Raw genomic sequence first — 26,947 nt, forward strand, 5'->3', positions numbered from 1 at the left:
TTTTTAAGTTTTTTTTTAAAGCTTTAGATTCTTCTCGACACATTGGGAGTAGGAACTAAGTTTTCTCCTCTACACAACCATTTGTGAATCAAAGCAAATACAATAAAGCTAACCATGAAAAATTAAGCTTTATTGTATTTGCTTTTTGTTTATTATTTGCTTCATGCATTTTAAGTTGATAAATTTCTAAGTTTTTTATTAAGCCAAATAAAATCAACTGATTTCATACTTACAATCTTAGTACCTTAGCAACTTAAAATCTTAGTTTCTTTCAAAAAAATGTTTACAAAATCAAATTTCAAAGAATGGTTTAATCGTTATAAATATGCAGAATTAGCAAGTACAAGTGCAGCACTTACAACTTCACTTTTCAGCAAAATTTATAGCGGACTAACAACTGCTTATTTGATTACTTGTGCAGAATATTTAGCTTTCTACGGAGTAATTTTATTTTCTTCTTATAAAAAATTAGCCTCAGAAAATAAACTTCTTCATAAAAAAACAACTTTTAGAGAAATCCTTTCGTTAGTAAAAAACTTAGTTTTAGAATTTGGTTATCCAGCAATTTTAGACTTTTTAGTAGTTCGTCCGTTTTGCATGTATTGGATGCCGATTTTGTGCGGAAATTATTTTTTCGGAATTATTCTGGGGAAGATATTGGCTGATTCTTGTTTTTATTTTTTCACAATTATCAACTATGAAATTATAAAAAAGAGGAAAAATTAAACTTCAAATACAATTTTAAATTCAGCTCCTCTGTTTTTTCCTTCGCTTGAAGCGCTCAATTCGCCTTTGTTTCTTTCGATGATTTTTTTACATAAATACAAACCAATTCCCGTTGAAGTTTCCATTGCGGTACCTAATCGGCTCATTTTAGTAAATTTCTTAAATAATTCATCAATCTGATCTTTATGAAAACCAATACCTTTATCAATAACTGTAATTATCAATTTATTGCCTTCAAGAAACATCCTAACCTTGATTTCACTATCAAAATAAGAAAATTTAATAGCGTTGCTTATTAAATTAACCAAAACCTGAACCAGTAAACCTTCATCGATCCAAAGTTTAGCTTCTACCAATTCTAAGTTTATACTTAGTTTTATATTTTTATCTAAAAGGCGTTGTTCAAGCTGTTCAGTAATAAAAGGCAGAATGTTAGGAAAATTAACAACTCTTATTTCCTGATTTATTTTTACAACCTGATCCTGCTCGTTCAATAATTTGATAAAATTTTCAATATATCTAAATTGCAAGTCAGTTGATTCGCAAATTAATGCAGCAAGTTCTTTAACAGATTCTGAAGGATTTTCATCGATTATTAATTTTGCCAAACCTTGAGGATTTCCGGCAAAGTTTTTTAAATCATGCGAAAGCATATAAATCAAGTCCTGTTTTTCGTTTATAAAACTTTCGGCTTCATAAATAGATTCCTGGATATTACACATTAACAAGCCCGCTTCATCCGTATATTCTGTTGGCAAAACAGAAAGTCTTCTTTTATTTCTGTAATCATTTAATGATTTTGATGCAATCGCAATAGGCTTTATCAATTGATCTAAAATTACAAGCGTTATTACAGTAGCCAATAAAGTCATTATTAAAGAAAAAATCAGAATTGAAGTTGGAGAAATATTGGTATTATAGTAAAGTACAAAAAATAAAATTCCGATTAGAGGGATATGAATACCAATAAATGCCACAAATAAAAATTTGAACGCATAGCTTTTCTTTAAAAAGCTAATTTGTGAAAGATTGTGATACAACTTCATAAAAAAAATAACAATACAATAGATTAAAAATGTAGCATTTGGGATTTTGCAAAAACAAAGTTACCTTTTAAACGTGACTAAACGGAATAAATTGATAAAATTGATAAAATTGATAAAATATTTTGAAAATTAAATTTATAAAAGTTTACAAACCCTTATTTTTGCGCTATGGGAAGAAAAAATACAGACAAAGTTGTCTTTCACCAAATTCAGGTTCTTGATGCCGGGGCAAAAGGAGTATCAGTAGCAAAAGCTCCAGACGGAAAAGTAATATTTATTCCGAATGTTGTTCCGGGAGATGTGGTTGACGTTCAAACTTTCAAAAAAAGAAAAGCCTATTATGAAGGCAAAGCAGTAAAATTTCACGAATTATCAGAACATCGCATTGATCCAATTTGCGATCATTTTGGAGTTTGTGGGGGATGCAAATGGCAAAATATGAAATACAGCCAACAGCTGCTTTACAAACAAAATGAAGTAAAAAATCACTTACAGCGTATTGGAAAAGTTGAACTTCCTGAATTCGAAACTATTTTGGGTTCAGATAAACAGTTTTTCTACAGAAATAAAATGGAATTTTCGTTTTCTAACGCTCGTTGGTTAACCGAACAGGAAATTGGAAGTACGGAAGATTTAGGAAACAGAAATGCATTAGGATTTCATATTCCGAAAATGTGGGATAAAATTCTTGATATTCAAAAATGTTATTTACAGGAAGATCCTTCAAATGCGATCAGAAATGAAATCAGAGATTTTGCAAACGAACATAATTTAGCCTTTTTTAATCCGAGAGAACAATCAGGATTATTAAGAACTTTTATGATTCGTACCGCTTCGACCGGAGAAATCATGGTTTTGATTCAGTTTTATGAAAATGACAAGAAAAATCGTGAATTGATTTTAGATCATTTATACGAGAAATTTCCACAAATTACTTCATTACAATATGTTGTAAATTCGAAACAAAACGATACGATTTACGATCAGGATATTAAGCTATATAAAGGCAGGGATTATATTCTGGAAGAAATGGAAGGTTTAAAATTCAGCATTAATGCTAAATCATTTTATCAGACCAATTCTGACCAGGCTTACGAATTATACAAAATAACACGCGATTTTGCTGGACTTACCGGCGACGAAACTGTTTATGACTTATATACAGGAACGGGAACTATCGCACAATTCGTTTCTAAAAAAGCAAAAAAAGTAATTGGTGTAGAAAGTGTTCCTGAAGCTATTTTAGATGCTAAAGCAAATGCAGAACGCAATAATATTACGAATTGCGAGTTTTTTGTTGGAGATATGAAAGTCGTTTTTAACGAAAGTTTTATTGCGCAACACGGAAAACCGGATGTTATTATTACAGATCCGCCAAGAGATGGTATGCACGCTGCCGTTATCGATCAGATCTTAAAAATTGCTCCTAAAAAAGTTGTTTATGTAAGCTGTAACTCGGCTACACAGGCACGTGATTTAGCTTTGATGGACGAAAAATATAAAGTAACACGTGTTCGACCGGTTGATATGTTTCCGCAAACGCATCATGTTGAAAATGTTGTACTTTTAGAACTTCGATAACAAAAATTTAAATGAAAAAAATAATAGCTTTTTTATTAGTCTTTGCTTTTGGTTTATCAGGTTGCGAGAAAGATGATATTTGCGATCCAAATACACCAACTACTCCCCGATTAATAATTTCGTTTTACGATATTAATAATCCGACAGTAAAGAAAAAAGTGACACGATTAAAAGTAATTGGCGAAGGAGCACCTGAAGGAATTGTTTTTAATGAAAGTGCTCTTGACGATGAGAAATACATAACCAGTGCTGACTCCATTGGTATTCCGTTAAAAACAGATGTCGATACAGTAACCTATCAGTTTATTTTAAATTTTGGAAACGATAACGCGTCTCTTGTTAATACTGATGTAATAAAATTTGATTATACACGACAAAATGCTTACGTATCAAGAGCTTGTGGTTTTAAAACCATTTTTAAGCTAAATGATCAGATACCTTTTGTACAAACAGATCCTGCCGCTGACGGATTATGGATGCAGGATATAGACCCTATAAATAAAAATATTGAATTCGAAGATGAAACACACCTTAAAGTATATTTTTAGTACTTGTTTATTGTTTTCAATGTTTTTGGGTCAGGCCCAGGAAACAACGGTAACAAAAGATAGCGTTCAGGTTAAGCCTAAGGCGAAAACTAAACCAGCCGTTCAGGAAGTACAAACTGACAGTATCATTATTCCTCCAAAAACAGATCGTTATGGTCTACGCGTAGGCGTTGATTTATATAAACTTACACGCGGTTTATATGATAAAGATTATAAAGGAATTGAAATTGTCGGAGATTTTCGTTTGACGAAAAAATACTTTATAGCTGCAGAACTTGGTTTTGAAGACAAAACCACTGATGATGTCAGACTAAACTCTAGTGCAACAGGAACTTATGTTAAAGGAGGTTTTGATTATAATTTGTACGATAACTGGCTTGACATGGAAAACGTTATAAGCATTGGCTTACGCGGTGGTTTTAGTACTTTTAGCCAACAATTAAACAGTTATAAAATTTACAATGCAAACCCATATTGGGGAGAACAGCCTGCCATTGTTGCCGGACAAAAATACGACGGACTTACAGCGGGATGGCTTGAAGTTGCCGGCGGTTTAAAAGCAAAAGTTTTTAATAATGTATTTGTAGGTTTTGGTGTTCAGCTAAAACTTTTGGTAGCGAATTCAAAGCCTGATGGTTTTGATAATTTGTATATACCAGGTTTTAACCGTACTTATGATGGTAATTTCGGAATTGGTTTTAATTATACCGTTTCGTACTTTATTCCTATTTACAAGAAAAAAGTAATTGTACCTGAAATTCAAAAAGCAACTCCTAAAAAATAATAGTTTCTTTTATAAAAAAAAATGCCACGAATTAAGCTTCGTGGCATTTTTATTTACATCTAAATTATTACGACAACTGAAAATCTACAGCCGCTTTAGAATGTAGTATAGCGGTATCAAAAATAGGAACGTCTAAATCTTCCGGCAAAATTACCAAAGGAATTTCGGTACAACCTAAAATAATTCCTTCCGCTCCTTTTGCTATTAATTCATTTGCGATTTCTAAATAACGTTTTTTAGTTTCGGGAGTTACAAGTCCTCTCCCTAGTTCTTCAAAAATGGTGGTATGAATAAAATCTTTATCATCTTCATTATCCGGAATAATGGCTTCAATTCCTTTTTCGATTAATTTATTTTTAAAGAAATCAAGTTCCATTGTAAATTTTGTTCCCAGCAAACCCACATTTTTCAATCCTTGTTTTTGAATTTCAACAGCAGTTGCCGTGGCAATATGGATAACCGGTAATTCAATAGCTTCTTCAAGTCGGTCGGCGATAAAGTGCATGGTGTTTGCGCACAAAACAATTGCCGTTGCTCCTCCTTGCTTCAAAAATTGACAGCCTTTTAAAAGCATGTTGAAAGTAGAATCCCAATCGTTATTTTCGTTATTCTTTTTAATATCAGCATAATTGAAAGAGTAAATCAAACATTCTGAAAAATTAAGATCTCCCAGTTTATCGTTTATTCCCTGATTTATAAGCTTGTAATAATCAGCTGTAGAAACCCAGCTAATTCCACCAATAAGTCCAATTATCTTCATAAATAACTAATTTATCCGATTTCTTTTATTCCTTTTATAAAAATCCATTTCATAAAAAGCTTTTCACCATCTTTAGTTTTTACCGCCTGAAACTTAGGCGATATTAAAGTAGCAATAATAAATGCAGTCATCGGAATCCAAAGTCCCGTTAATCCTGTGTATGTTGCCACTAAAAATCTACCTAAAATAAATAGAATCGCGAAACATCCTAGTTGGTATAAAAAAGCTCTTATTTGTAGTTTTGACATTTTTTTCTTTTTTGAGGTTCAAAGTTGTAAAGGTTCAGAGGAACAGAGGTTTTTTTTGAGGTGCAAAGTTACAAAGGTGCAAAGCGGGCAAAGGTTTTTCCTTTGAACCTTTGCACCTCTGAACCTTTGTACCTTACTCAGAAACTTGAAACTTCGTTCTCTTACTTCCTTCGTACATTTCGTATTTTACCAAACGTGCTTCAAGGCTTGCGTTGAAAAGTTTGATTTTTCTTGAAGGTTTCAATCCAACAAATTTAAGGGCTTCAAGATTTGCTGTAATAAACCAGGCATTTGTTCCCGGGTAGCTTTTCTTTAAAGTATCTCCAATATTTTTGTAGAATTCTTCCATGTGAATATCTAAACGTTCATCATACGGCGGATTAAATACCATGTGAAGTTTTCCTTCAACCGCTTTTTCAGAATCAAAAAAGTTGCTTTCTTCGATAGAAACGTAATCTTCCAGATTGGCATTTTTAATATTGTCTTTGGCTTTGTTTACCGCACTTGGCGCTTTATCAAAACCTTTAATCGTATAATGAAATTCTTTCGTTTTTTTCATTAAACTGTTTACAATTTGTTCGAACAAATCATTATCCCAGTCTTTCCATTTTTCGAAAGCAAATTCTTTTCTATTGATGTTTGCCGGAATATTGCAGGCAATCATTGCAGCTTCTGCCAAAAAAGTTCCTGAACCACACATCGGGTCTAAAAAGTGACTTTGCCCTTCCCAACCAGACAATAATAAAATTCCTGCAGCCAAAACTTCATTGATTGGCGCAATATTCGTAGCCGTTCTGTAACCACGCTGATGCAGTGAATTTCCAGATGTATCTAAAGCCACCGAAACCTGATCTTTATCAATATGAACATTGATTCTCAAATCTGGAAAAGCCTTATCAATGCTTGGTCTTTGTCCTGTTCTTTCTCTAAACTGATCTACAATTGCATCTTTACATTTTTGAGAAACAAACTCAGAATGATTAAAATAAGTCGAATGCACTGTAGCATCAATCACAAAAGTTTGGTTGGCATTCAGTAATTTCGACCAGTTAACGCCCGAAATACCTTTATATAAAGCCTGTTCGTTATTTGCTCTGAATGAGTAAATTGGTTTTAAAACTTTAAGCGCTGTACGTAACGATAAATTGGCTTTGTACATAAAACCCTTATCGCCCTTAAAGCTTACCATTCTCACACCTTTTTCGACATCCTGAGCACCAAGATCTCTTAATTCCTTCTCTAATATTTCTTCAAAACCAAAAAAACATTTGGCAATCATTCTAAAATTTTCTTCCATCTTTATTTTTGTATTAAAAAATAACCCCAATCGCAAACGCAAATCTGATTATTCAGGTATCGTCGCGAAATAGTTATTTTTCGGCAAAAATACACTAAATTTGCGGTACTTTGAATTAATTGAAATAGAATAAATGTCTGAAGCACCAAACTCATCAACACCAAATCAGGAGCGTAACACCGAAAACTGGTTTACATCATGGTTTGATACTCCGTATTATCACATTCTTTATAAAGACCGAAATTACCGAGAGGCTCAGATTTTTATGGATAATCTTACGCATTATCTCAATCTTCCTGAAAAAGCAAAAGTACTCGACCTGGCCTGCGGAAAAGGACGTCATTCTATTTACCTGAACCAATTAGGGTTTAATGTTTTAGGTGCCGATTTGTCTGAAAACAGTATTGCCGAAGCGAGCAAAAACAGTAACGAAACCCTTCATTTTAAAGTGCACGACATGCGCGAACCTTTTGAAGAAAAGTTTGATGCTATTTTTAATCTTTTTACCAGTTTTGGTTATTTTGAAAGTGACGATGATAATCTGACGACTCTTAAAGCGATCAAAGAAAGTTTATCTGAATATGGGTTTGCCGTAATCGATTTTATGAACGTAGCTAATGTAATCGAAACGTTGGTTCCCGAAGAAGTAAAAACCGTTGACGGAATCGATTTTAAAATAAAAAGATATGTTGCAGACGGACATATTTTGAAAGAAATAGATTTTGAAGATCAAGGCCGAAAATATCATTTTACCGAAAAAGTAAAAGCCTTAACCTTAAAAGATTTTCAGGATTTAATGGATGAAGCCGGAATTTTTCTCTTAGATATTTTTGGAGACTACAAACTCAAAAAATTCCACAAAACCGAAAGCGAACGATTAATCATGATTTTTAAATAAATTGGTAAATCGTTTAATTGTTTAACCGTTTCATCGCTAAACAAAAAAACAATTAACCGATTAAACAAATCAACGATTAAACATTAAAAAATGAATTATATATTACCCTTACTTTCTGTACTTTTAGGTTATGGCGTGGCTTTGTTTTTAAAACCAAACAACAAAACCAATCTAAAATTATTGCTTGCTTTTAGCGGTTCATTTTTACTATCATTAACCGTAATGCATTTGCTTCCTGAAGTTTACGAATCACACAATCATAAAATTGGTTTGTTTATTATGGTCGGAATTTTATTTCAGATCATATTAGAGTTTTTCTCCAAAGGTGCAGAACACGGACACGTTCACGGGCATGCAAAAATGTCACAGATTCCGTGGCTTTTATTCATCAGTTTGTGTATTCACGCTTTTTTAGAAGGTTTTCCGGTTAGCCATCATCACGATTTAGCACTCGGAATTGCGATTCATCATTTGCCAATTGCCGTGATTTTAACGACATTCTTCATCAATGCCGATTTAAACAAAAAAGCCATTTTTGCTTTCATGCTGACATTTGCAATCATGACACCACTTGGCACAATCGCCTCCGAATATCTTTCATTCCTGAACGATTATTACACCGAAATCACAGCGATTGTAATCGGAATATTATTCCACATTTCATCAACTATTATTTTCGAAAGCAGCGAAGGACATAAATTCAACATCGCCAAAGTTTCTATGATCGTACTCGGAATTTTATTGGCATTCTTTTTATAGATTTCCTAACAAGGTTTCTAAAACCTGTTAGGTATAAAGTTCCTAAAACGTAAATCCAATTAAAAATATAGCTACGGAAAAGATCATTAGGGCGTGACCACATTTACAAAAGGCGCTATTTAACAAAGCGCTTATGTGCGCCTTTCGCAAATCCGGTCGGGCTATCCGCATTACTTCGGTAATTTGCTCCTATCCCTCACGCAAAAAAAAGAACCTTTATCGTAAAAAATACTTGATGGTTCTTTCATTTTTATAAGGTTTAAAATCCGAATTCTCTAAAATTAAAATACCTAACAGGTTTTAAAAACCTGTTAGGATAACCTATTCGAAAATCAAATTTTCTGATTTTCACATTTTACAATTCACAATTAACAATTAACAATTAATAATTAATTCCCCGTTCTCTTTTTCTCCTCCTGATTTCCAAAAGCACGTTCCTTCACATTGATTTTCTTATTTCCAAAATTATAAACCACCGATAAACGTACAAATCGGGTGCTTTCATTTTGGCTGTAGGTTTGTTTTACACCATTGACAACAGAAGTAAAATCTTTTAAATAAGAAGTATTAAAAATATCATTTGCTAAAAATGCAATTTGCATTGTTTTATTGAACAAATCCTGCTTAAAACCAATATCAAAACTCGACGTATATCCAACTTCATATAAACCACTTTTAAAAGGTGTACTGTAAGCAAAATCAACTTGGAGTTTTCTGGTTTTTCCTAAAACAAAAGTATTATTAGTCGAAAAATCGATTTGTAAACTATTTGATGGCGATGCACTTATATCCTTAATAAATTCAGTTTTTGCTCCTAAAAAGTATAATGAATTTTCACTTGACCACCAATCTGCAAAACTTGTTGAATAAGTTTCTCCAATACCATAATTCAAGTTTTTAAAATAATTCTCACGTGTTACAATTTGTGTATTCGTTTCCGGGTTTGAGGTAAATAAAACACCATAGCCGTTTGTAACTGCATTTACAAAAACACTCGTTCTCAAAATTTCTTTATACGAATGTGCAAACTCAAAATTATCACTAAACGAAGGCCTCAAAAACGGATTTCCTTCAGAATAACTATTACTGTTAATATAAATTCTAAACGGATTCAATAAATCAAAACGCGGTCTGTTTATTCTTTTTCCGTAATTCAAACTAAATGTATTGTTCTCATTTTTCTTGTACGAAGCATAAAATGTTGGGAATAATTTCAAATAATCATTAACTGTTTCCTGATTCAAAGTTTCAGAAAAACCGGTTGTCTGGGTATTTTCCAATCGTAATCCCATTTGGAAATTCCATTTTTCTCCCAATTTTTTATCTGCATTAACATAAAACGCCTGATTATTTTCGGTGTATTTAAATCGGTTCGATTGGTTCGGATCTAATTCAGGAGTTCCTGAAATTGTGTTGTAATAAAAAACATCGCTTACACTATTGGTAAAACTCATTTTTGCGCCGTAAGATAAATTCAATGCTTGAAACGGATGTTCCATATCGGCCTTAAAACTCACATTATCAATATCCTGATTCGAAACATTTCTTCCCCACTGATTCACATCAACAAAAGTCATATCCGGCGTGTAATTATTGGCAACGAAATTTCTGTCGAATTTTGAACTGTAATCAAAATAATCCACATCAAAAGATAATTTTCTTTTTAAAGAATCCAGTTTCGTAATCAAATGCGCATTATAAGTCTGATTTCTAGATCCTTTATCGGTAAAACTGTTATTCAAAATAACATTATCCAATTGATTTTGAGTATTATAATTATCAATTCTAATATTCGATTTAAAATCAGGATTATTTCTGTCATTCAAATATTGAAATCCAATTGTAGTACGTTCAGAAATATCATAATCTAAAGCCAGTTTTCCGGAAAGATTTTCGGTTTTTACTTTTGTTGCGCTGTACATATGCGAAAGTCCGTCAGGAAAATACATTTTCAAATCATCGGTTGCATTCAAATAACCTGTTTTTGCATTCACACTGGCCGAAAATCTAAACTTGTTTTTATTGTAGAAAAAGTTATCTCTTAAAGTATAAATTCCGAATTTATTTTGATCGTACGAAACCGTAGTCGTATTTTTCCAGGAATCGCGAACGCCTTTTTTCATAATAATATTAATCAATCCGCCCGTTCCTTCCGCATCATATTTTGCCGGCGGATTGCTGATCACTTCAATGTTTTTAATATCACTTGCCGAAATAGATTTTAAATAGTTATTTAGTTCTTCTCCGGCTAATTCAATCATTCGTCCGTCAATCATCACGCGGGAAGTTCCTTTTCCTAAAATAGTAATAGTATTATTTTGTACCACAACGCCCGGCGCAGTATTTATGGCGCTCAGAGCATCTCCGCCAACCGTTGTTACATTATTTTCAAGATTATAAACCAAACGATCTGTTTTCTGTTCTACGGTTTTCTTTTTAGTCTGAATTACAACTTCTCCTAAATTGGTTGTAGTTTCTTTTAAAATGATGGTTCCTAGATCAGTATCTTTTTCTATTAAAATTTCCTTTTCAAAATCACTAAATCCCAAAAGACTGATTCCGATTTTATAAGTTCCTTTTTTAAGACTGATTTCAAAAGAACCATCTTGTTTAGAGGTTGTTCCGTCGATAATTTTTCCTTCAGGATTTGATAGTGAAATATCTGCCCATTCTAATGGAGTTGTTTCGCTTGCGATTTTTCCTTTTAATTTTAATGATGCTTGTGCTAAACAAAATAAAGGCAATACTAAAAAGATAAGGAGGTTTGCTTTTTTCATGATTTCTAATTTTTAAACTTGTTTCGATTAATTTGAAGCAAAGTTGCCTTAGAAATTTTCCTTATGCGACCGACAAAAAAAAGTCGAACCATTTTCTGCTCAGGAAATTGGTTCGACTTATTTGGGTATGACGTACGACTTTTTACAAACCGTTAATTATGAAGCGTTTCGATAAGCTGTCGGCGTTAAATTCGTATATTTTTTGAAAGAAGTATTAAACGAAGATTTGGAATTAAATCCCACTTCGTATAAAATTTCTAAAACTGTAAGCTGACTTTTAGACTGATCTTTCAAAATATTCATCGCTTTTTGGATACGATATTCGTTCACAAAATCAAAAAAGTGCTGATCCATCTTATGATTTATTAAAACAGACAATTCCCGAACCGGAATATCGATTTGATTTGCAAGTTCCTGGATAGTAAGTGACGGATCAAGAAAAGGTTCTTTCTCTGCCATATATTGTTTTAATGTCGAAATTTGACTGGAAATCAAATCATCTTGAACATTTGTTGAAGTCAATTTATCTTCCACTTCCGGCAAAATATCTTTTGTCAGTTTCAATTTAGAATTAACTCCTCTAAAAAGTTCCGGATGATTAAGTGCTTTCATTATAAACCAGCACGTTATAAACAATGCAATGCTTCCTACAAGTACATTTGCCCAAAGAAATATCTCTCTGAAACCACTGTAACGCAATAAATTTTTTAATGCCACAATTGAATGTGCGATAAGAAAAACACATGTTATCTGGAAAAGCCATTTATAAGTCGCCGCATTCGAATTGGCATAATTTTCCAGATAGATTTCTCTATACTTTTTCAAAATCAAAAATACGCTGACAATGTAAAACAAGTACTGAAATTCAATTAAAATCTGGATAAAATAAATCTCAGGCAATTGATTAAGCGCTGCAACAAAAGTATCTCGATCTGTGTCGAGGTTTAAATAAATTCTCGGAATAAAAACTAAATTGACAACTATAAAAGGCAGTAAATGAACTAAATGTTTCCATTGTAATCTAAAATCAGAATAACAGACCGCCAATACAAAAAGGTAGAACAAAGGCATTCCGAATAAACAAGCCGTAGATCTAAAAATCTCCCAATTCAGTGCGGTTCGGGTGACAGCATCAATAAAAAATCCGCTGAGATCGACAGCAGAAAAAATGAAAAACCAGGCAAATAATCGGTTTGCCAATTTATTTTCGGTTTTAACCGTTAATAAAAAAAACGCAAGCAATAAAGAAACAAAAACTGAGATGCGGCCAATCCCTTGCAATAAATCTAATTTATCCATTTTCTATTAATATGTAACAAATATAATATTTTACTTCTTTCAAAAAGGTTCTAAAAATTGCAATAAAAAAGATTAATTTTGGGCAAGACCAATTATACTAAAAATGACATTTACTAAAACCACAGAACAAGCTTCAAAATACGAACATTTAGAAAAAATGTCGGTTCAGGAACTGCTGACAAATATTAATAACGAAGACAAAACTGTTCCTGACGCTGTAGAAAAAGCCATTCCGCAAATAGAGGCTTTAGTGGCACAAGTTGTAACGAAACTAAAACTGGGCGGTAGAATTTTTTATATCGGAGCCGGAACATCCGGGCGCTTAGGCGTTGTTGATGCTTCTGAATGTCCTCCTACTTTCGGAGTTCCGTTTGATTTGGTGAACGGAATTATCGCTGGGGGCGACACTGCAATTCGTCGTGCGGTAGAAAATGCCGAAGACAATGCCACGCAAGCGTGGATAGATTTGCAAACGAATAATATTGGTGCAAATGATGTGGTGATTGGAATTGCAGCTTCCGGAACGACTCCGTATGTAATTGGCGGTCTGGAAACTTGTAATGAAAATAATATTCTTACGGGCTGTATTACTAACAATGCAGGAAGTCCGTTGGCTTTAACAGCAAAATTTCCTATTGAAGTGGTTGTTGGACCAGAATTCGTTACCGGAAGCTCGAGAATGAAAGCCGGAACAGCTCAGAAATTGGTTTTAAACATGATTTCGACGGCAGCGATGATTCAGCTTGGAAAAGTTAAAGGAAACAAAATGGTTGATATGCAATTGAGTAATGTTAAGCTGGTCGATCGTGGCGTAAAAATGATCATGGGAGAAATTCCGGTTTCGTATGAAGAAGCTTCTGAATTATTACAGAAATATGGCAGCGTAAGAAATGCTGTAGATAATTATAACAAGTAAAACAGGTTTCTGTGAGATTTGAGATGGTGTTTAACCGCAGAGTTCTCAAAGGTTGAAAGCTAAAGCTTAAAAAACTTAAAACCTGAAACAAAAAAGACTTGAAACAAAAATTATGGCAACAAATAAAGAATTATTAGGAAAAGGCGTTAAATATTTATCAGGTTCACTACCTCTTTTGTTTATTGGGCCATCCTTGATTTATAATGCATTTATGAATCAACATACAAACTGGCATTATTTGGTTTTAGGAATTGGAATTATTGCCTGTTTAAGTGCAATGTTTTTAATTTTTTATGGGTTAAAAATTATTATGAAAGGTTTGTTTAATGACTAATTTGTCGCTTAAGCAAACCTAACAGGTTTTTGAAACCTGTTAGGTTTAATCCAACTTGAAATTAAAAACTTTTATTTTATACAATACAACATGGAAAGTCTAATCCACATTCAAAAAACCTTCGAGAAAGTCAATTACATCGACAAAAAAATAAACAATCGTGAGTTTGAAGATTGTGTTTTTAAAAACTGTGATTTTTCTAACAGCAATTTTGCTTACAATACTTTTTTAGATTGCGAATTTATCGATTGTAATTTATCGATGACAAGTCTGTTTAGTACGAGTTTAAAAAATGTGACTTTTAAAAACTGTAAGCTTTTAGGAATTGCTTTTAATGAATGTGACGATTTTTTATTTCAGGTTTATTTTGAGGAAACGGCTTTAGATTATGCCATATTTTCGAACAAAAAAATGCCGAAAACTAAATTTATCAATTGTTCTGTGAGAGAAGTTACTTTTATCGGAACCAATTTAACGAGTGCTGTTTTTGATAATTGCGATCTGGACGGTGCAATCTTTAATGATACACAATTGGCAGCTGTCGATTTTAGAACGGCTTATAATTACAAAATTGATCCCGAATTTAATCCGATGAGAAAAGCACAATTCTCCAATCAGGGAATCGTGGGACTTTTAGACAAATATGACATTAAAATTGTTTAAATATGAGTGCAGATACTTCTTATTTAGAAAGCGTTAAAAAGCAATTTCTCTATTATAAAATGTTGGGAGAAAAAGCAATGGATCAATTAGAACCGGAACAGCTTTTTGTTTCTGTAAATGAAGATACCAATAGTATTGCAACAATTATAAAACACATTTCGGGCAATATGTTATCACGTTGGACAGACTTTTTAACTTCTGATGGTGAGAAAGAATGGCGCAACCGCGATGCCGAATTTGAAAATGATTTACAATCTAAGGAAGAAGTTTTAGCAACCTGGAATAAAGGCTGGGATTGTTTTCTTGATGCTTTGAATAGTTTAAAAGCGGAACAACTTTCGGATATTATTTATATTAGAAATGAAGGTCACACGGTTATTGAAGCCATAAATCGTCAATTAGCACATTACCCCTATCATATTGGTCAGATTGTTTTTTACGCTAAACAATTGAAAAATAGTTCCTGGGACAGTTTATCGATTCCGAAAAATAAATCCGGAAATTACAATGCAGAAAAGTTTGCCAAAGAAAAAGAAATTAAGAACTTTACCGATGATGAATTAAAACGATTAAAGTGATAGAGTTTCATTCTGATTTAGGCGGACTTTGGTTTTGGATTCTAATTAAATTCTGCCAAACAAAATTATCTGATGAACAAGCAGATCAAAACAAAAGGCGAAATTTAATTTTTCTGAGTTTTCTTAATATCATTTTAGCCTCTATTGTAACTGTGCTTCTTATATATCCGATATATTCCTAGCCCTGATTGCAATGGAAATCCTTTTTATTTTTTTCTTTAGAAAATAAAAAGATTGAAATGGAAAGCAGGAAACAGCTCCTAAAAAAACAAATTATTTAAATGAAAAAAATATTATTCTTCCTTCCGTTACTTGCATTAGTATCTTGTTATGATGCACAACACAATTGTAAAGATTTTAAAAACGGAAAATTCAAGTTTGAATTTGAAGTTAACGGCATAAAAAAAACGACTGTTTTTGAACGTAAAGATGATATCGAAATTGAAACTTTTGAAGGAAAAACAGATACTTCAACCGTTCGATGGGTTAGCGATTGCGAATATATCTTGCAGAAAAAACATCCAAAAAACATGGCCGAAGAAAAAGCTATTGGAATGAAAATCTTAACAACTTCTAAGGATTCTTATACTTTTGAGTTCGGAATGGTGGGTTCTGAAGAAAAACAACACGGAACGGTTACCAGAATTGAGTAACGTATTTCACGCTAAATTATAATTGAAAAGCTCCAAATTTGGGGCTTTTTTTATGAATTATACTTAATACAATATCCTCACAGTAAAAACTTTGTCCCTTTGTAACTTTGCTACTCTGCAACTTTATACAATAATTACAGGTGTTTCTTTTACATTTCTATTTTAAATCTTACATTAGAACCTAAATCTAACGCATGAAAAATACCATATCTCACAGGGTTGCCGATTTCTTAAAAGACTATCCGCCTTTTAGTTTTTTGCATCAAAAAGATCTTGAAAAATTATCGGAGCAAATTTCCATTATTTATAAAGATAAAGATGCTATTGTATTTACAGAAAATGAAAAAACGCATGATTCATTTTATGTCGTTCATAAAGGTGCCGTGGCGCTTAGAAAAAGTCAAAAAAACACTGTTCTGGACATGTGTGATGAAGGCGATATTTTTGGATTAAGACCACTTCTCGCTCAGGAAAACTATATTATGGAAGCCGTAGCGCATGAAGAAAGCATTTTATATGCAATTCCGATTGCAGTTTTTAAACCGTATGCACTTGAAAATAGAAATGTTGGTAATTTTTTGATTGAAAGTTATGCTTCTAATACCCGAAATCCGTATTCAGATATTCATAAAGATAAATTATACGGAGATTTAGGGCAGGAAGATTTGCACTCCAGTAAAGATACTTTTGATTTACAACCGATACAATATTCTAAGAAAATTGTCACTTGCAGTCCGTCTACAACCGCAAGAGATGTTGCCAAAATCATGAATAAGAAAAAAGTTGGTGCGATATTAATTGTAGATGAAATGCTGCCAATTGGCATTATTACGGATAAAGATTTGCGTAATAAAATCGTTACCGGAGATTTTTCGATCCTGACTACAGCAGAATCTATAATGACGAAACCGGTTATTACATATCCTAAAAAAATGACGGTAACAGAGGCTCAAATGGCTATGATGAAAAGCAGTATCAGCCATTTATGCCTTACCAAAGATGGCACCGTTAATACCAAAGCTGTTGGGATTTTATCTAAACATGACGTAATGGTGGCATTAGGAAATAATCCTGCCGTTTTAATAAAAGCTTTAAAAAGAGCTAAAAAAGTCAAAGAAATTAAACCTATCCGAGCGAGAATAATGCAATTGCTACAAGGCTATTTAGATCAAAATATTCCGATGACTTTAATTGCTAAAATTATAACGGAATTAAACGAAGCTTGTACAACACGTGTTATTGAAATCTCGATCGAAAAAATGAGCAGTCCACCGCCTGTAAAATTCGCCTGGCTGGCTTTGGGAAGTCAGGGAAGAAGTGAGCAAATGCTGCATACCGATCAGGATAATGCACTTGTTTATGAAAATGTTTCTGATGTTTTTAAGGATGAAACAAAAATATATTTTTTGAAATTTGCAGCACTTGTCAATAAAGGTCTTTTTGAAATTGGTTATGATTATTGCCCTGCCGAAATGATGGCTTCGAACCCTAAATGGTGTATGAGCCTTGATGAATGGAAAAGTCAGGTGCATTACTGGATTACAAACCCCGGAAAAAATGAAGTCTTATTATCATTTATTTTCTTTGATTATAAAGTAACTTACGGAGATTCTGAAATTGTAAATGAACTTTCAGAATCTATTTTTGAAAGCGTGAAAGCAAATCCTATTTTTTATGTGCATTTAGTGAGTGGCGCGTTGCAAAGTCCGTCGCCAACAGGTTTCTTTAGACAATTTTTGGTAGAACAAGATGGTGCAAACAAAGATAATTTTGATATTAAAAGACGTGCTTTGATGCCGTTGACTGATGCTGCGCGGGTTTTAATTCTTTCACATTCTGTTAAATCAATCAGCAGTACTGCAGAAAGATTCGAAAAGCTAGCCGAATTAGAACCCAATAACAGAGAACTGTATTTATCCTGCTCATATTCGTTTAAAGCTTTATTGAAATTCAGAACCAAACAAGGTCTTTTGCATAATGATTCGGGACAATTTATTGCTTTGGAATCTTTATCAAAAATGGAAAAAATAAAATTGAAAAGAACCTTTAAAACCATCAAGGAACTTCAGGAATTGATTAGCGTAAGATTCAATATTTCAAACGTCGTATAAGTATGAGTATATTTAATTTTTGGAAAAAAGAAGAAAATCTGTTCAATGAAAATAGTACTATTGAAGAAACGAGATTTGTAGTTCTTGATACTGAAACTACGGGTTTTGATTACGAAAATGACAGGATATTATGCATTGGCGCACTTGTTTTACAGCATAATGTTATATCAATTCAGGATAGTTTTGAGGTCTATATTAAACAGGATCATTATGATAAATCGACGGCTCAAATTCATGGTATTTTGAAAGATTTTGTTTTAAAACGCCCCAATGAATTAGAAGCTTTACAGCAGTTTTTAACTTTTTTAGGAGATTCGATTATTATTGCGCATCACACTATTTTTGATGTTAGGATGATCAACAAAGCTTTACAAAGAAATGGTCTGCCAGAACTCACAAACAAAACTTTAGATACTGCTCATTTATATAAAAAGACTTTAATAAAATCGCATTTGTTCGAAAGAAAAGATCATTACACCTTAGATGATCTTGCCGATAAATTTGATATCTCTAAAAAAGACCGACACACTGCTTTGGGCGATGCGTACATTACGGCAATTGCCTTTTTAAAAATTGTAAAGAAATTAAAAGAAAAAAAACATACTAATCTAAATCAGCTTTTTCACTAATACAGGATTATTCGCTTTTAATTTGATTAGAAAATTCACTTTCTTTTTTTATTAAATAAATTGAATTATTCCTTAAGCTTTTTTTACTAAATTCTCCAAGAGAGTCTGGTTTTCGGCATATTTTTTTTGAAGCATATCCCGCTTTTTGCAAGAATATGGTACAAGGCAAATTTGATTTTACTTTCATACTAAAATATCCGGTGCTATCTGTTTGAGTTACATCACCACTAATATTTATATTCACATTTTTTATTGGCCGCTCCGTATCAAAATCATATACGCGACCGTAAAACCTGTTATTTGTACAACTACAAAATAGTAATATCACAAAGATGAGTTGACTTTTCATGCTGGTTTTTATAATTATTGACAGACAAATTTAGACTCAGATTTAGCTATCAGAAGGCCTCAATAAAATATAAAAATATAACGATACGGTTTTTAACAATTAAATGCTGTTGTAATTTAAATAGAAGGATCTCTAAAAAAAAGCGCTAAGAATATCTTAGCGCTTTTTTTTATTATTCTAAAACCAAACCTATTTGGCCGTCATCATCTAATTCTGTTTCTACAGATTCATCATCTGTTAATTCCGGTTTTTCAGGAATTTCTTCAGCAGGTTCTTCATAAGGTAACGGATCAAGTAAATTTACTTGTTTCAGTTTATCTGTTGTAAGTTGATTTCCTAAAGCTTTAAAACCTTTTACTGCAATAAAATCCTCAATATCAATATGCAAATCTTCTTTTTGAACTCCTTTTACTTTTGCAAAAATCAATTGTGCAACAGGGCGATAATCTGTTGATACAATTTCTAATTGCGAATTTGGATGGTCTGTAATAAAACTTTCTTCTTTATTTTCGGTTTCAACTAAGAAACGTTTCAGGAAATAACGTTCTTTTTCTCCATCGTAATAAATAGCCGAAATTGGTTTTTTAGGTTTCCATTTTTCCAAAACAATCATGTCTTCATCAAAGTGAGTTGATAATTCCGGAATGATAACTTTAAGTTTACCAGACTGACTGATAATCAAAATTTTATCATTTGGTTTAAATTCTCCTAGCAATTCACCTCTGGCATCAACATTTAAACGTTTCACGGTATCATCAAACCAAACTTTTCTTGGCAATAAAGTCGAAATTCCCTTCTCCTTTAATTCAATCTTTTTGATTGGATATTTGGTAACTAAATTTCCTTTTGAAGCTCTTCCTTTAATCGCTAATTTGGCAAAATCAATATCGAATTTTAGTTTCTTGATCGTTCCAACCTGACGCAATAAGATCGTGATTACTTCGGCTTCCCCATTCGGATTATGTGAAAAATAAACTACTTGAGATCCGGCAGTTTCATTTGTTAAATCATACGGTTTATCACGCGTTACACCCGTAACATTGAAACGTTTAATATAAGAAGGACCCGATTTTCCGTCACGATAAATCATGTTGTAAATCGTACGTTTATCGCTCTTATCAAAAATAGCAACGTGAATAATATCTTTACCAACAAATGTTTTGGCATCGACTTTTGTAATCATCATTTTACCATCGCGTAAAAATACAATTACGTCATCAATATCAGAACAATCGGTTAGATATTCATCTTTTTTAAGGCTTGTTCCAACAAAACCTTCTTCTCGGTTTACGTATAGTTTTGTATTTCTTAAAACTACTTTTGTTGCTTCAACATTATCAAAAACACGAAGTTCTGTCTGGCGTTCACGGCCTTTTCCGTATTTCTCTTTTAATTTGGTAAAGTATGCAATTGCAAAATCAGTTAGATTTTCCAAATTATGCTCTACTTCTTTCATTTCATCTTCTAACTTCGCGATAAAATCATCGGCTTTATCAGAATCAAAACGAGTAATACGAATCATCGGGATTTGAGTCAGTCTTTGTAAGTCATCGTCAGTAATTTCTCTAACGAATGATTTTTTGAAAGGCTCAAAACGGTCGTATAAATATTTATAAAGTGATTCTCTGTCTGAATATAATTTGAAATCAATGTACATTTCTTCACGAATGAAGATTTTTTCTAAAGTAGAAAAATGCCATTTGTTTTTTAATTCTTCTAATTGAATTTCTAATTCCTGCTTCAGCAAATCAACCGTTCTGTGTGTTGAAATTTTCAACATTTCAGAAACACCAATAAACAATGGCTTGTTATCTTCAATAACACAACCTAAAGGCGCTACAGAAGTTTCGCAGGCTGTAAAAGCAAACAAAGCATCAATAGTTTTGTCTGGAGAAACGCCAGGGAAAAGATGTATTAAAATCTCAACATCTGCTGCGGTATTGTCTTCAATTTTCTTGATTTTGATTTTACCTTTATCATTGGCTTTCAAAATACTGTCAATTAAAGTAGTCGTATTGGTCGAAAACGGAATTTGCGTAATCACCAATGTGTTTTTGTCTAACTGCGCAATTTTCGCACGCACACGCACACGTCCGCCACGCAATCCATCATTATAATTTGACACATCGGCAATACCTTGTGTCATGAAATCAGGGTATAATGTAAAGGGTTTTCCTTTTAAAATCTTGATTGAAGCATCAATTAATTCATTGAAGTTATGAGGTAAGACTTTAGTAGAAAGTCCAACTGCAATTCCCTCTGCTCCTTGTGCCAAAAGCAACGGAAACTTTACCGGAAGATTGTTTGGTTCTGCACGACGACCATCGTAAGAAACGCCCCAGTCGGTAATTTTTGGAGAATATAAAACCTCCAAAGCAAATTTAGATAAACGTGCCTCGATGTAACGAGAAGCCGCAGCTCCGTCACCCGTTAAAATATTTCCCCAGTTTCCCTGACAGTCAATCAATAAATCTTTTTGACCAATTTGTACCATGGCATCACCAATACTCGCATCTCCGTGTGGGTGATACTGCATGGTGTGACCAACAACATTGGCAACTTTATTATAACGACCATCATCCAACTCTTTTAAAGAGTGCATAATACGACGCTGAACAGGTTTAAAACCATCTTCGATAGCCGGAACTGCACGTTCCAGAATTACGTACGAAGCATAATCCAGAAACCAGTCTTTGTACATACCCGTTACTTTTGTAATAACGTCCTCGCCTTCTTCTTCCTGATTTTCGTAAAAATGCTGGCCTTCAAAATGCTTGGCATCTACGTTGATAATTTCATCGTCATCTCCATCCTGATTATCATCAAGTTGGTTTTCATCTGAATTATTCTCGTCGTCGTTTGGAATTATGTTATCGTCTTCTTCGTCTTTCATTTACTTATATTCGAAATTATAAATTATTGTAAAACATCTTCTTAATTTTTATTAAAATGTTTTAATATTGATTTGGGAATTTCCTCTCTCCATTTATCCTTATCAATATGGAAAGCATGAAATTTATTCTGTGGATTGTCTCCTTCACAAGGAAAAATAATAAAAGTTTGCTTGTCCTCATCAAAATTATAACACCAATTCCTTTCTCTTAAATCAAAAATTGCAGTCTTCAGCAAAGAATTAGCTTCCTCATCTGTACATAATAATTGTGAAGCATCTTCTGTGTTGGGAGCAATTGCTCTAGTTGTACTATTCCCGTGTTTTGATGAAAAATTATACTCTCTTATTGGTAAATTATTATTTACAAATTTCCAAATTTCATGTACTTCGCAAAAAGAATTAATTTCAATACGTTCAAATTCATCATTTGATTTAACGAATAATACGCTTTGCTTTGGTAAATTTTGGGATAAATTAAAAATAACAATTTTATCTTTATCACTTGGATTTATAAAAGGTATTTCTAAAAATTCTAAACTAGTTTCTCTTCCAGCAAAATGAACTCTAAAAAAATTATTAGCCTCGCTAGTCTTAATACAATTTTTAAGTAGTAATTCTAATTTATTTGCTTGACTTTTAGTAAAATCTTTATTAAAAGATGGCTCATCAAAATATTCAACTAAACTTTTAATATTATAATTTGAATAATAAATTTTTGCCTTTAGTTTCCTTCCAACATTTAATATTGGATTGACAGATTTAATAAAGGCATCTATCTGATAATCCAGAAAATTACTTGAATCTAAAATATCTGAATTAATATAAAAAACAAAATTACTACTCATATTAAAATCCCATTAAAATTTTTCTATCAATTGAAAATTGATCAAAGAAGCCCTTGGGAGGATAACGTATAAGCCCTTCATTTTCTATTACAATCTTTGTAACTTGTGTAAAATGTTCTTTGAAATTTTTTTCAAATTGATATAAGCTAATATTATTCTTATCTATTCCTACTACTCCCTTAGTATCATCGTATGCCTTTGATTGGACAAGAATTCCGTTAATTACATGGTCAGAATGTGTTTCTAATACAATCTGAATTCCCGCTTGGGAAGCTAGGCATATAAGTTCTGTTAATTTAGAAATTCCATTAGGGTGTAAATGAGCTTCAGGGTTTTCTATAAACACTAATGAGCCTTTTGGGGAAGACAAAATAGCAACTAGTATTGGCATTACATAACTAAGCCCAAAACCAACGTTTGTAGCCTCAAAATTTTTCGTTCTTTTCGTACTTGTATCAGTATCAAATGAATATTTCAAAACAAAACCTAATTTCCCTAAATCTTGTATATCTATATTTACTCCTTGACTTATCTCTTTTTCCCATGCAATAACTTGCGAAAATAAATCTGTAAAAGTTGTAGTAGGATTACAAATCTCTTTTAAAACTTCAATATCTCGATAACGATCTAAATAATGAACAAAATATTCTGAATTACCATCTAAAACCGAAATTTGTTTATAGACGTCAATTATTTTGTCATCTTTTGGATATTGTATCTGTGGACCAACTCGATATGCACTAATAAACTGAAAATTTGTATTGAACAAACTTTCTTCGATAAAATTTTGAGGAAAAAATGATTTGTCAACTTTTAATCTTACAAATGATTTCACTTTGTCATCTTCGCTATCTGCTTGGTAAGAAAAATTATAACTACCTATCTCGGTTACCATTGATAAACTAAAACAATCCATTTCAGCAAATTCATATAAGGCATCGTTAAAAATTCCTATTTTTACAGGATTAGATTTTAAATCTAATACTTCAAAAGATTTATCTTTAATGATAGCTTCTCTTAATAAAAGTAACATTTGCATTGCAGATGATTTCCCAACACCATTATTACCACAGAAAACATTTAAATTACTTAGTTCTAAATCAGTCTCTTTGTGAGATTTAAAATTCTTTATGTTTAAATTAGAAATCATTTAAAAAAGTATTTAAGAAATTACTAAATTCTCTATTTCTATTTATTACACTATCTTTTGTTGCTGTTCCAGTTGTTATTGCATTCCAGAATTTAGTATTATCTCTTTGAAATGCTATAAATTTACTAATAAATGTTTCTTTATTATTTAATAAATATTTGGCATTATACTCATCAAGTTTTGAAAATGAAACACTTAATACTTCAAAAATTGGTTTATTTATAGGTTTTCTACTATCATTCTCATTTATCCTTTTCCTAAATGCATCTCTTCCAAAAATATCGTAAGATAAAATCATAGATTTAGAAAAATCAGATTTTATTTTTTTGTGCTTTTCAATTTCTACTGGAATTAGTTTAGTCCCAGTGGTAATAAACCTATCCATGTCAGGTTCATATTTATTATAATCTATAAGATAAAAAGAGATAAATCTTGAAATAAAATCTAAATCCTCTTGTCTTTTGGACTTTACTGAACCATCTGTAACTTTCCTGAAAATTTTACCGGTATCAGTTTCTTCAGATATTAAAGACTCTAAAAAATCTACTCTATATCCTTGAAATAAGGCTGTTCTTATTTCTTGAGCTTTTAAGGGAACATCTCCTTGATTTATTCTACTAAAAATGGTATACTTTACTTCATCGGGAGTGCCTTTTCCTATCAGATTAATAGTTACCTGATTTGAATTAATTCTTCTTTTTATATCTTTAGGAAGTTCTTCCCAAGTTTTACCGTTATAGTCGGTTAGAAATTCTAAGTTTTGTAAAACTAATTTATTCTTATTTTTACCAACATCGCCTTTTCCTATTATAAAGTGTTCTAAAGTACTCATTCTTTGTAGACCATCAACAACATACCATTTTTTATCATCACCTTCATCAAAATAAAATAAAGGAATAGGTAGATCTAACATAAGTGACTCAATGAATCTACTTTTTTTTACTTCACTCCATAAATTAGGCAACCTTTGATATTTTGGAATTAATATTTGATTATCTTCCAACAATTCAACAAGTTGTCCAATGTTTCTTGGAATAATTTTAATATTTATTTCAGACGGATCAAAAGGAATTTCTATTTTAATATCCTCATTCCCTTCTTCTATTTCAATATCATCATTCTCATCAAATTCGTCTGCCATATTTTTTTATATTATTACTGATTCCTAAAATTTATAATTATAAGTAAATTATTTCTTTATTCATTTTTAAATTGTCATATTTTTCTAAACCTCAGCCTCAACAGCATCCAATTCTACCTTCAAATTCTTGATGATAAACTCTTGTCTGTCTGGAGTATTTTTCCCCATATAAAAAGACAATAATTGCTCAATCGAAGTGTTTTTATCCATCATAATTGGGTCAAGGCGAATCGTTTCTCCAATGAAGTTTTTAAACTCATCCGGCGAAATCTCTCCCAAACCTTTAAATCGTGTGATTTCCGGTTTTGGTTTTAGTTTTTCGATGGCATCTCTTCTTTCTTCTTCAGAATAACAATAGATAGTTTCTTTTTTATTTCTAACCCTGAAAAGTGGTGTTTGCAAAATATACAAATGCCCTTCTTTGATTAATTCAGGAAAAAACTGCAGGAAAAAAGTAATCAACAGCAAACGAATGTGCATTCCGTCGACATCGGCATCGGTTGCGATTACGATGTTGTTGTAACGTAATTTTTCCAGTCCGTCTTCGATATCTAAAGCCGCTTGCAGTAAATTGAATTCTTCGTTTTCGTACACAATTTTTTTACTCATTCCGTAGGAGTTCAAAGGCTTACCACGCAAACTAAATACGGCTTGTGTATTTACATCACGCGATTTGGTAATTGATCCGGAAGCCGAATCTCCCTCGGTAATGAAAAGCGTACTTTCTAAGTTTCTTGGGTTTTTTGTATCCGGAAGATGCGCGCGGCAATCTCTTAATTTTTTATTATGAAGATTGGCTTTTTTAGCACGATCTGTTGCCAGTTTACGAATTCCTGATAATTCCTTACGCTCCCGTTCAGCCTGCAAAATTTTACGCAATAAGGCTTCTGCTGTTGGCGGATTTTTATGTAAATAATTATCTAATTTGGTTTTGATAAAGTCGTTTACAAATGTACGAACCGAAACCGGCGGCGTTCCGTCATCAGAACCCATATCCATAGAACCTAATTTGGTTTTGGTCTGAGATTCAAAAACAGGTTCCATAACCTTTATACTAATCGCACTTACAATCGATTTACGAACGTCTGATGCTTCAAAACTTTTATTGTAAAACTCACGAATGGTTTTTACAATCGCTTCTCTGTAAGCTACTAAGTGCGTTCCTCCCTGCGTGGTGTTCTGACCGTTGACAAAAGAGTGATATTCTTCGCTATATTGCGTTTTACTGTGCGTTAAAGCGATTTCAATATCATGATCTTTCAAATGAATGATCGGGTATTCTAAATCTTCTGCGCTAATTGTTTCTTCTAATAAATCTCTAAGACCATTCTCAGAAATATATTTTTCTCCGTTGAATATAATCGTTAAACCATTGTTTAGGTAACAATAGTTTTTAACCATTTTTATAACATATTCTAAACGGAATTTATAGTTTTTGAAGATCGTTTCGTCTGGCGTAAAAGTTACTTTTGTTCCTTTACGTTTTGTTGTATCAATTACATCTTCTTCTAAAACCAGATTTCCACCTGAAAATTCTGCTGCTTTTTGTTTATCATCACGAACAGATTCTACACGAAATGCACTCGAAAGTGCATTCACCGCTTTTGTTCCGACTCCGTTTAGACCAACTGATTTCTGGAAAGCTTTTGAGTCATATTTCCCCCCGGTGTTCATTTTAGAAACAACATCGACTACTTTTCCTAACGGAATTCCACGTCCGTAATCACGAACAGAAACCGTTTTTTCTTTGATCGTTACCTCAATTGTTTTTCCGGCTCCCATCACGAATTCATCGATACAGTTATCTAAAACCTCTTTTAGAAGTATATAAATACCGTCATCCGGCGAAGATCCATCCCCCAATTTTCCGATATACATCCCCGGTCGCATACGAATATGTTCTTTCCAATCGAGTGATCGAATATTATCTTCGTTATATTGATTTTGCTCTAGCATAAAATG

25 protein-coding genes are annotated in these 26,947 nt (G+C 32.5%); 13 read left to right on the top strand and 12 right to left on the bottom strand.

Translation table 11 applies throughout. The annotated features are described in order from the left end of the window. The first annotated feature begins 279 nt into the window (after window positions 1-279). A complete protein-coding gene (locus EV143_RS14450; protein ID WP_133508650.1) occupies window positions 280-726 on the top strand; it encodes a hypothetical protein in 447 nt (148 codons plus the stop codon). On the opposite strand, the gene EV143_RS14455 is transcribed toward EV143_RS14450, so the two are convergent. Next, complete coding sequence (locus EV143_RS14455) at window positions 723-1,703, bottom strand: sensor histidine kinase (RefSeq protein ID WP_243739878.1); 981 nt, start codon at window positions 1,701-1,703, stop codon at window positions 723-725. The genes EV143_RS14450 and EV143_RS14455 overlap by 4 nt on opposite strands. A 237-nt stretch (window positions 1,704-1,940) precedes the next feature. Between EV143_RS14455 and rlmD the strand changes: the two genes are divergently transcribed. From rlmD to EV143_RS14470, 3 genes are read left to right on the top strand one after another with little or no spacing between them, the layout of a single operon-like run. Next, window positions 1,941-3,353, top strand: coding sequence for a 23S rRNA (uracil(1939)-C(5))-methyltransferase RlmD (gene rlmD / locus EV143_RS14460; protein WP_133508652.1), 1,413 nt, complete (start codon window positions 1,941-1,943; stop codon window positions 3,351-3,353). 11 nt (window positions 3,354-3,364) lie between these two features. Beyond that, complete coding sequence (locus EV143_RS14465; protein WP_133508653.1) at window positions 3,365-3,901, top strand: DUF6452 family protein; 537 nt, start codon at window positions 3,365-3,367, stop codon at window positions 3,899-3,901. Next, complete coding sequence (locus EV143_RS14470; protein WP_133508654.1) at window positions 3,873-4,685, top strand: DUF6048 family protein; 813 nt, start codon at window positions 3,873-3,875, stop codon at window positions 4,683-4,685. Before EV143_RS14465 ends, EV143_RS14470 begins: the two co-directional genes overlap by 29 nt. Before the next feature lie 67 nt (window positions 4,686-4,752). On the opposite strand, the gene EV143_RS14475 is transcribed toward EV143_RS14470, so the two are convergent. The 3 genes from EV143_RS14475 to EV143_RS14485 form a co-directional block, all read right to left on the bottom strand. Then, window positions 4,753-5,445, bottom strand: a complete 693-nt coding sequence (locus tag EV143_RS14475) for an aspartate/glutamate racemase family protein (protein ID WP_133508655.1) — start codon at window positions 5,443-5,445, stop codon at window positions 4,753-4,755. An 11-nt stretch (window positions 5,446-5,456) separates the two neighbouring features. After that, on the bottom strand, window positions 5,457-5,693 hold the full coding sequence (locus tag EV143_RS14480; RefSeq protein ID WP_133508656.1) for a hypothetical protein: 237 nt from the start codon (window positions 5,691-5,693) through the stop codon (window positions 5,457-5,459). A 133-nt stretch (window positions 5,694-5,826) separates the two neighbouring features. Further along, complete coding sequence (locus EV143_RS14485; protein ID WP_133508657.1) at window positions 5,827-6,990, bottom strand: THUMP domain-containing class I SAM-dependent RNA methyltransferase; 1,164 nt, start codon at window positions 6,988-6,990, stop codon at window positions 5,827-5,829. A 133-nt stretch (window positions 6,991-7,123) separates the two neighbouring features. Here EV143_RS14485 and EV143_RS14490 point away from each other — a divergent pair, with 133 nt between their 5' ends. Together EV143_RS14490 and EV143_RS14495 are read left to right on the top strand one after the other, a co-directional pair. Then, complete coding sequence (locus EV143_RS14490; RefSeq protein ID WP_133508658.1) at window positions 7,124-7,888, top strand: class I SAM-dependent methyltransferase; 765 nt, start codon at window positions 7,124-7,126, stop codon at window positions 7,886-7,888. 90 nt (window positions 7,889-7,978) lie between these two features. Further along, on the top strand, window positions 7,979-8,647 hold the full coding sequence (locus tag EV143_RS14495; protein ID WP_133508659.1) for a ZIP family metal transporter: 669 nt from the start codon (window positions 7,979-7,981) through the stop codon (window positions 8,645-8,647). Between the two features lie 389 nt (window positions 8,648-9,036). On the opposite strand, the gene EV143_RS14500 is transcribed toward EV143_RS14495, so the two are convergent. Both EV143_RS14500 and EV143_RS14505 read right to left on the bottom strand, forming a co-directional pair. Next, window positions 9,037-11,424, bottom strand: a complete 2,388-nt coding sequence (locus EV143_RS14500; protein ID WP_133508660.1) for a TonB-dependent receptor domain-containing protein — start codon at window positions 11,422-11,424, stop codon at window positions 9,037-9,039. A 156-nt stretch (window positions 11,425-11,580) separates the two neighbouring features. Beyond that, window positions 11,581-12,723: a helix-turn-helix domain-containing protein gene (locus EV143_RS14505; protein ID WP_133508661.1), complete on the bottom strand. Its 1,143-nt coding sequence runs from the start codon at window positions 12,721-12,723 to the stop codon at window positions 11,581-11,583. 103 nt (window positions 12,724-12,826) lie between these two features. Between EV143_RS14505 and murQ the strand changes: the two genes are divergently transcribed. From murQ to EV143_RS14540, 7 genes are all read left to right on the top strand, one after another. Next, entirely contained in the window at window positions 12,827-13,639 is an 813-nt protein-coding gene (murQ, locus tag EV143_RS14510; RefSeq protein WP_133508662.1) for an N-acetylmuramic acid 6-phosphate etherase, read from the top strand. 112 nt (window positions 13,640-13,751) lie between these two features. Then, a complete protein-coding gene (locus EV143_RS14515) occupies window positions 13,752-13,973 on the top strand; it encodes a DUF6095 family protein (protein WP_133508663.1) in 222 nt (73 codons plus the stop codon). A 90-nt stretch (window positions 13,974-14,063) separates the two neighbouring features. Beyond that, window positions 14,064-14,636 carry a pentapeptide repeat-containing protein gene (locus EV143_RS14520; RefSeq protein WP_133508664.1) on the top strand — a complete coding sequence of 191 codons (573 nt, stop codon included), beginning with the start codon at window positions 14,064-14,066 and terminating at the stop codon, window positions 14,634-14,636. A 2-nt stretch (window positions 14,637-14,638) separates the two neighbouring features. Next, a complete protein-coding gene (locus tag EV143_RS14525) occupies window positions 14,639-15,214 on the top strand; it encodes a DUF1572 family protein (protein WP_133508665.1) in 576 nt (191 codons plus the stop codon). A 281-nt stretch (window positions 15,215-15,495) separates the two neighbouring features. Continuing rightward, window positions 15,496-15,867 (top strand): DNA topoisomerase IV, encoded by a 372-nt coding sequence (locus tag EV143_RS14530; RefSeq protein WP_133508666.1) that lies wholly within the window; start codon window positions 15,496-15,498, stop codon window positions 15,865-15,867. Window positions 15,868-16,061: 194 nt separating this feature from the next. Continuing rightward, the gene (locus tag EV143_RS14535; protein WP_133508667.1) at window positions 16,062-17,978 is read left to right on the top strand and encodes a DUF294 nucleotidyltransferase-like domain-containing protein; all 1,917 of its coding nucleotides are present in this window, start codon (window positions 16,062-16,064) and stop codon (window positions 17,976-17,978) included. A 2-nt stretch (window positions 17,979-17,980) separates the two neighbouring features. Further along, complete coding sequence (locus EV143_RS14540) at window positions 17,981-18,607, top strand: 3'-5' exonuclease (protein ID WP_133508668.1); 627 nt, start codon at window positions 17,981-17,983, stop codon at window positions 18,605-18,607. A gap of 7 nt (window positions 18,608-18,614) precedes the next feature. Here the strand turns inward: EV143_RS14540 and EV143_RS14545 are convergent, their stop codons facing one another. The 6 genes from EV143_RS14545 to EV143_RS14570 all read right to left on the bottom strand — a co-directional run bounded on the left by EV143_RS14545 (window position 18,615) and on the right by EV143_RS14570 (window position 26,941). After that, window positions 18,615-18,956: a peptidase associated/transthyretin-like domain-containing protein gene (locus tag EV143_RS14545; RefSeq protein WP_133508669.1), complete on the bottom strand. Its 342-nt coding sequence runs from the start codon at window positions 18,954-18,956 to the stop codon at window positions 18,615-18,617. A 172-nt stretch (window positions 18,957-19,128) separates the two neighbouring features. Next, window positions 19,129-21,849 (bottom strand): DNA gyrase/topoisomerase IV subunit A, encoded by a 2,721-nt coding sequence (locus EV143_RS14550; RefSeq protein ID WP_133508670.1) that lies wholly within the window; start codon window positions 21,847-21,849, stop codon window positions 19,129-19,131. 41 nt (window positions 21,850-21,890) lie between these two features. After that, entirely contained in the window at window positions 21,891-22,694 is an 804-nt protein-coding gene (locus EV143_RS14555; protein WP_133508671.1) for a hypothetical protein, read from the bottom strand. 1 nt (window position 22,695) lies between these two features. After that, window positions 22,696-23,844 carry an AAA family ATPase gene (locus EV143_RS14560; protein WP_133508672.1) on the bottom strand — a complete coding sequence of 383 codons (1,149 nt, stop codon included), beginning with the start codon at window positions 23,842-23,844 and terminating at the stop codon, window positions 22,696-22,698. Next, entirely contained in the window at window positions 23,834-24,985 is a 1,152-nt protein-coding gene (locus EV143_RS14565) for a DUF262 domain-containing protein (protein ID WP_133508673.1), read from the bottom strand. The genes EV143_RS14560 and EV143_RS14565 overlap by 11 nt, the downstream gene beginning before the upstream one ends. Before the next feature lie 84 nt (window positions 24,986-25,069). Further along, window positions 25,070-26,941, bottom strand: coding sequence for a DNA topoisomerase IV subunit B (locus tag EV143_RS14570; RefSeq protein WP_133508674.1), 1,872 nt, complete (start codon window positions 26,939-26,941; stop codon window positions 25,070-25,072). Between the last annotated feature and the right edge of the window lie 6 nt (window positions 26,942-26,947).

It is taken from the genome of Flavobacterium chryseum (assembly GCF_004362015.1).
Lineage (GTDB): Bacteria > Bacteroidota > Bacteroidia > Flavobacteriales > Flavobacteriaceae > Flavobacterium.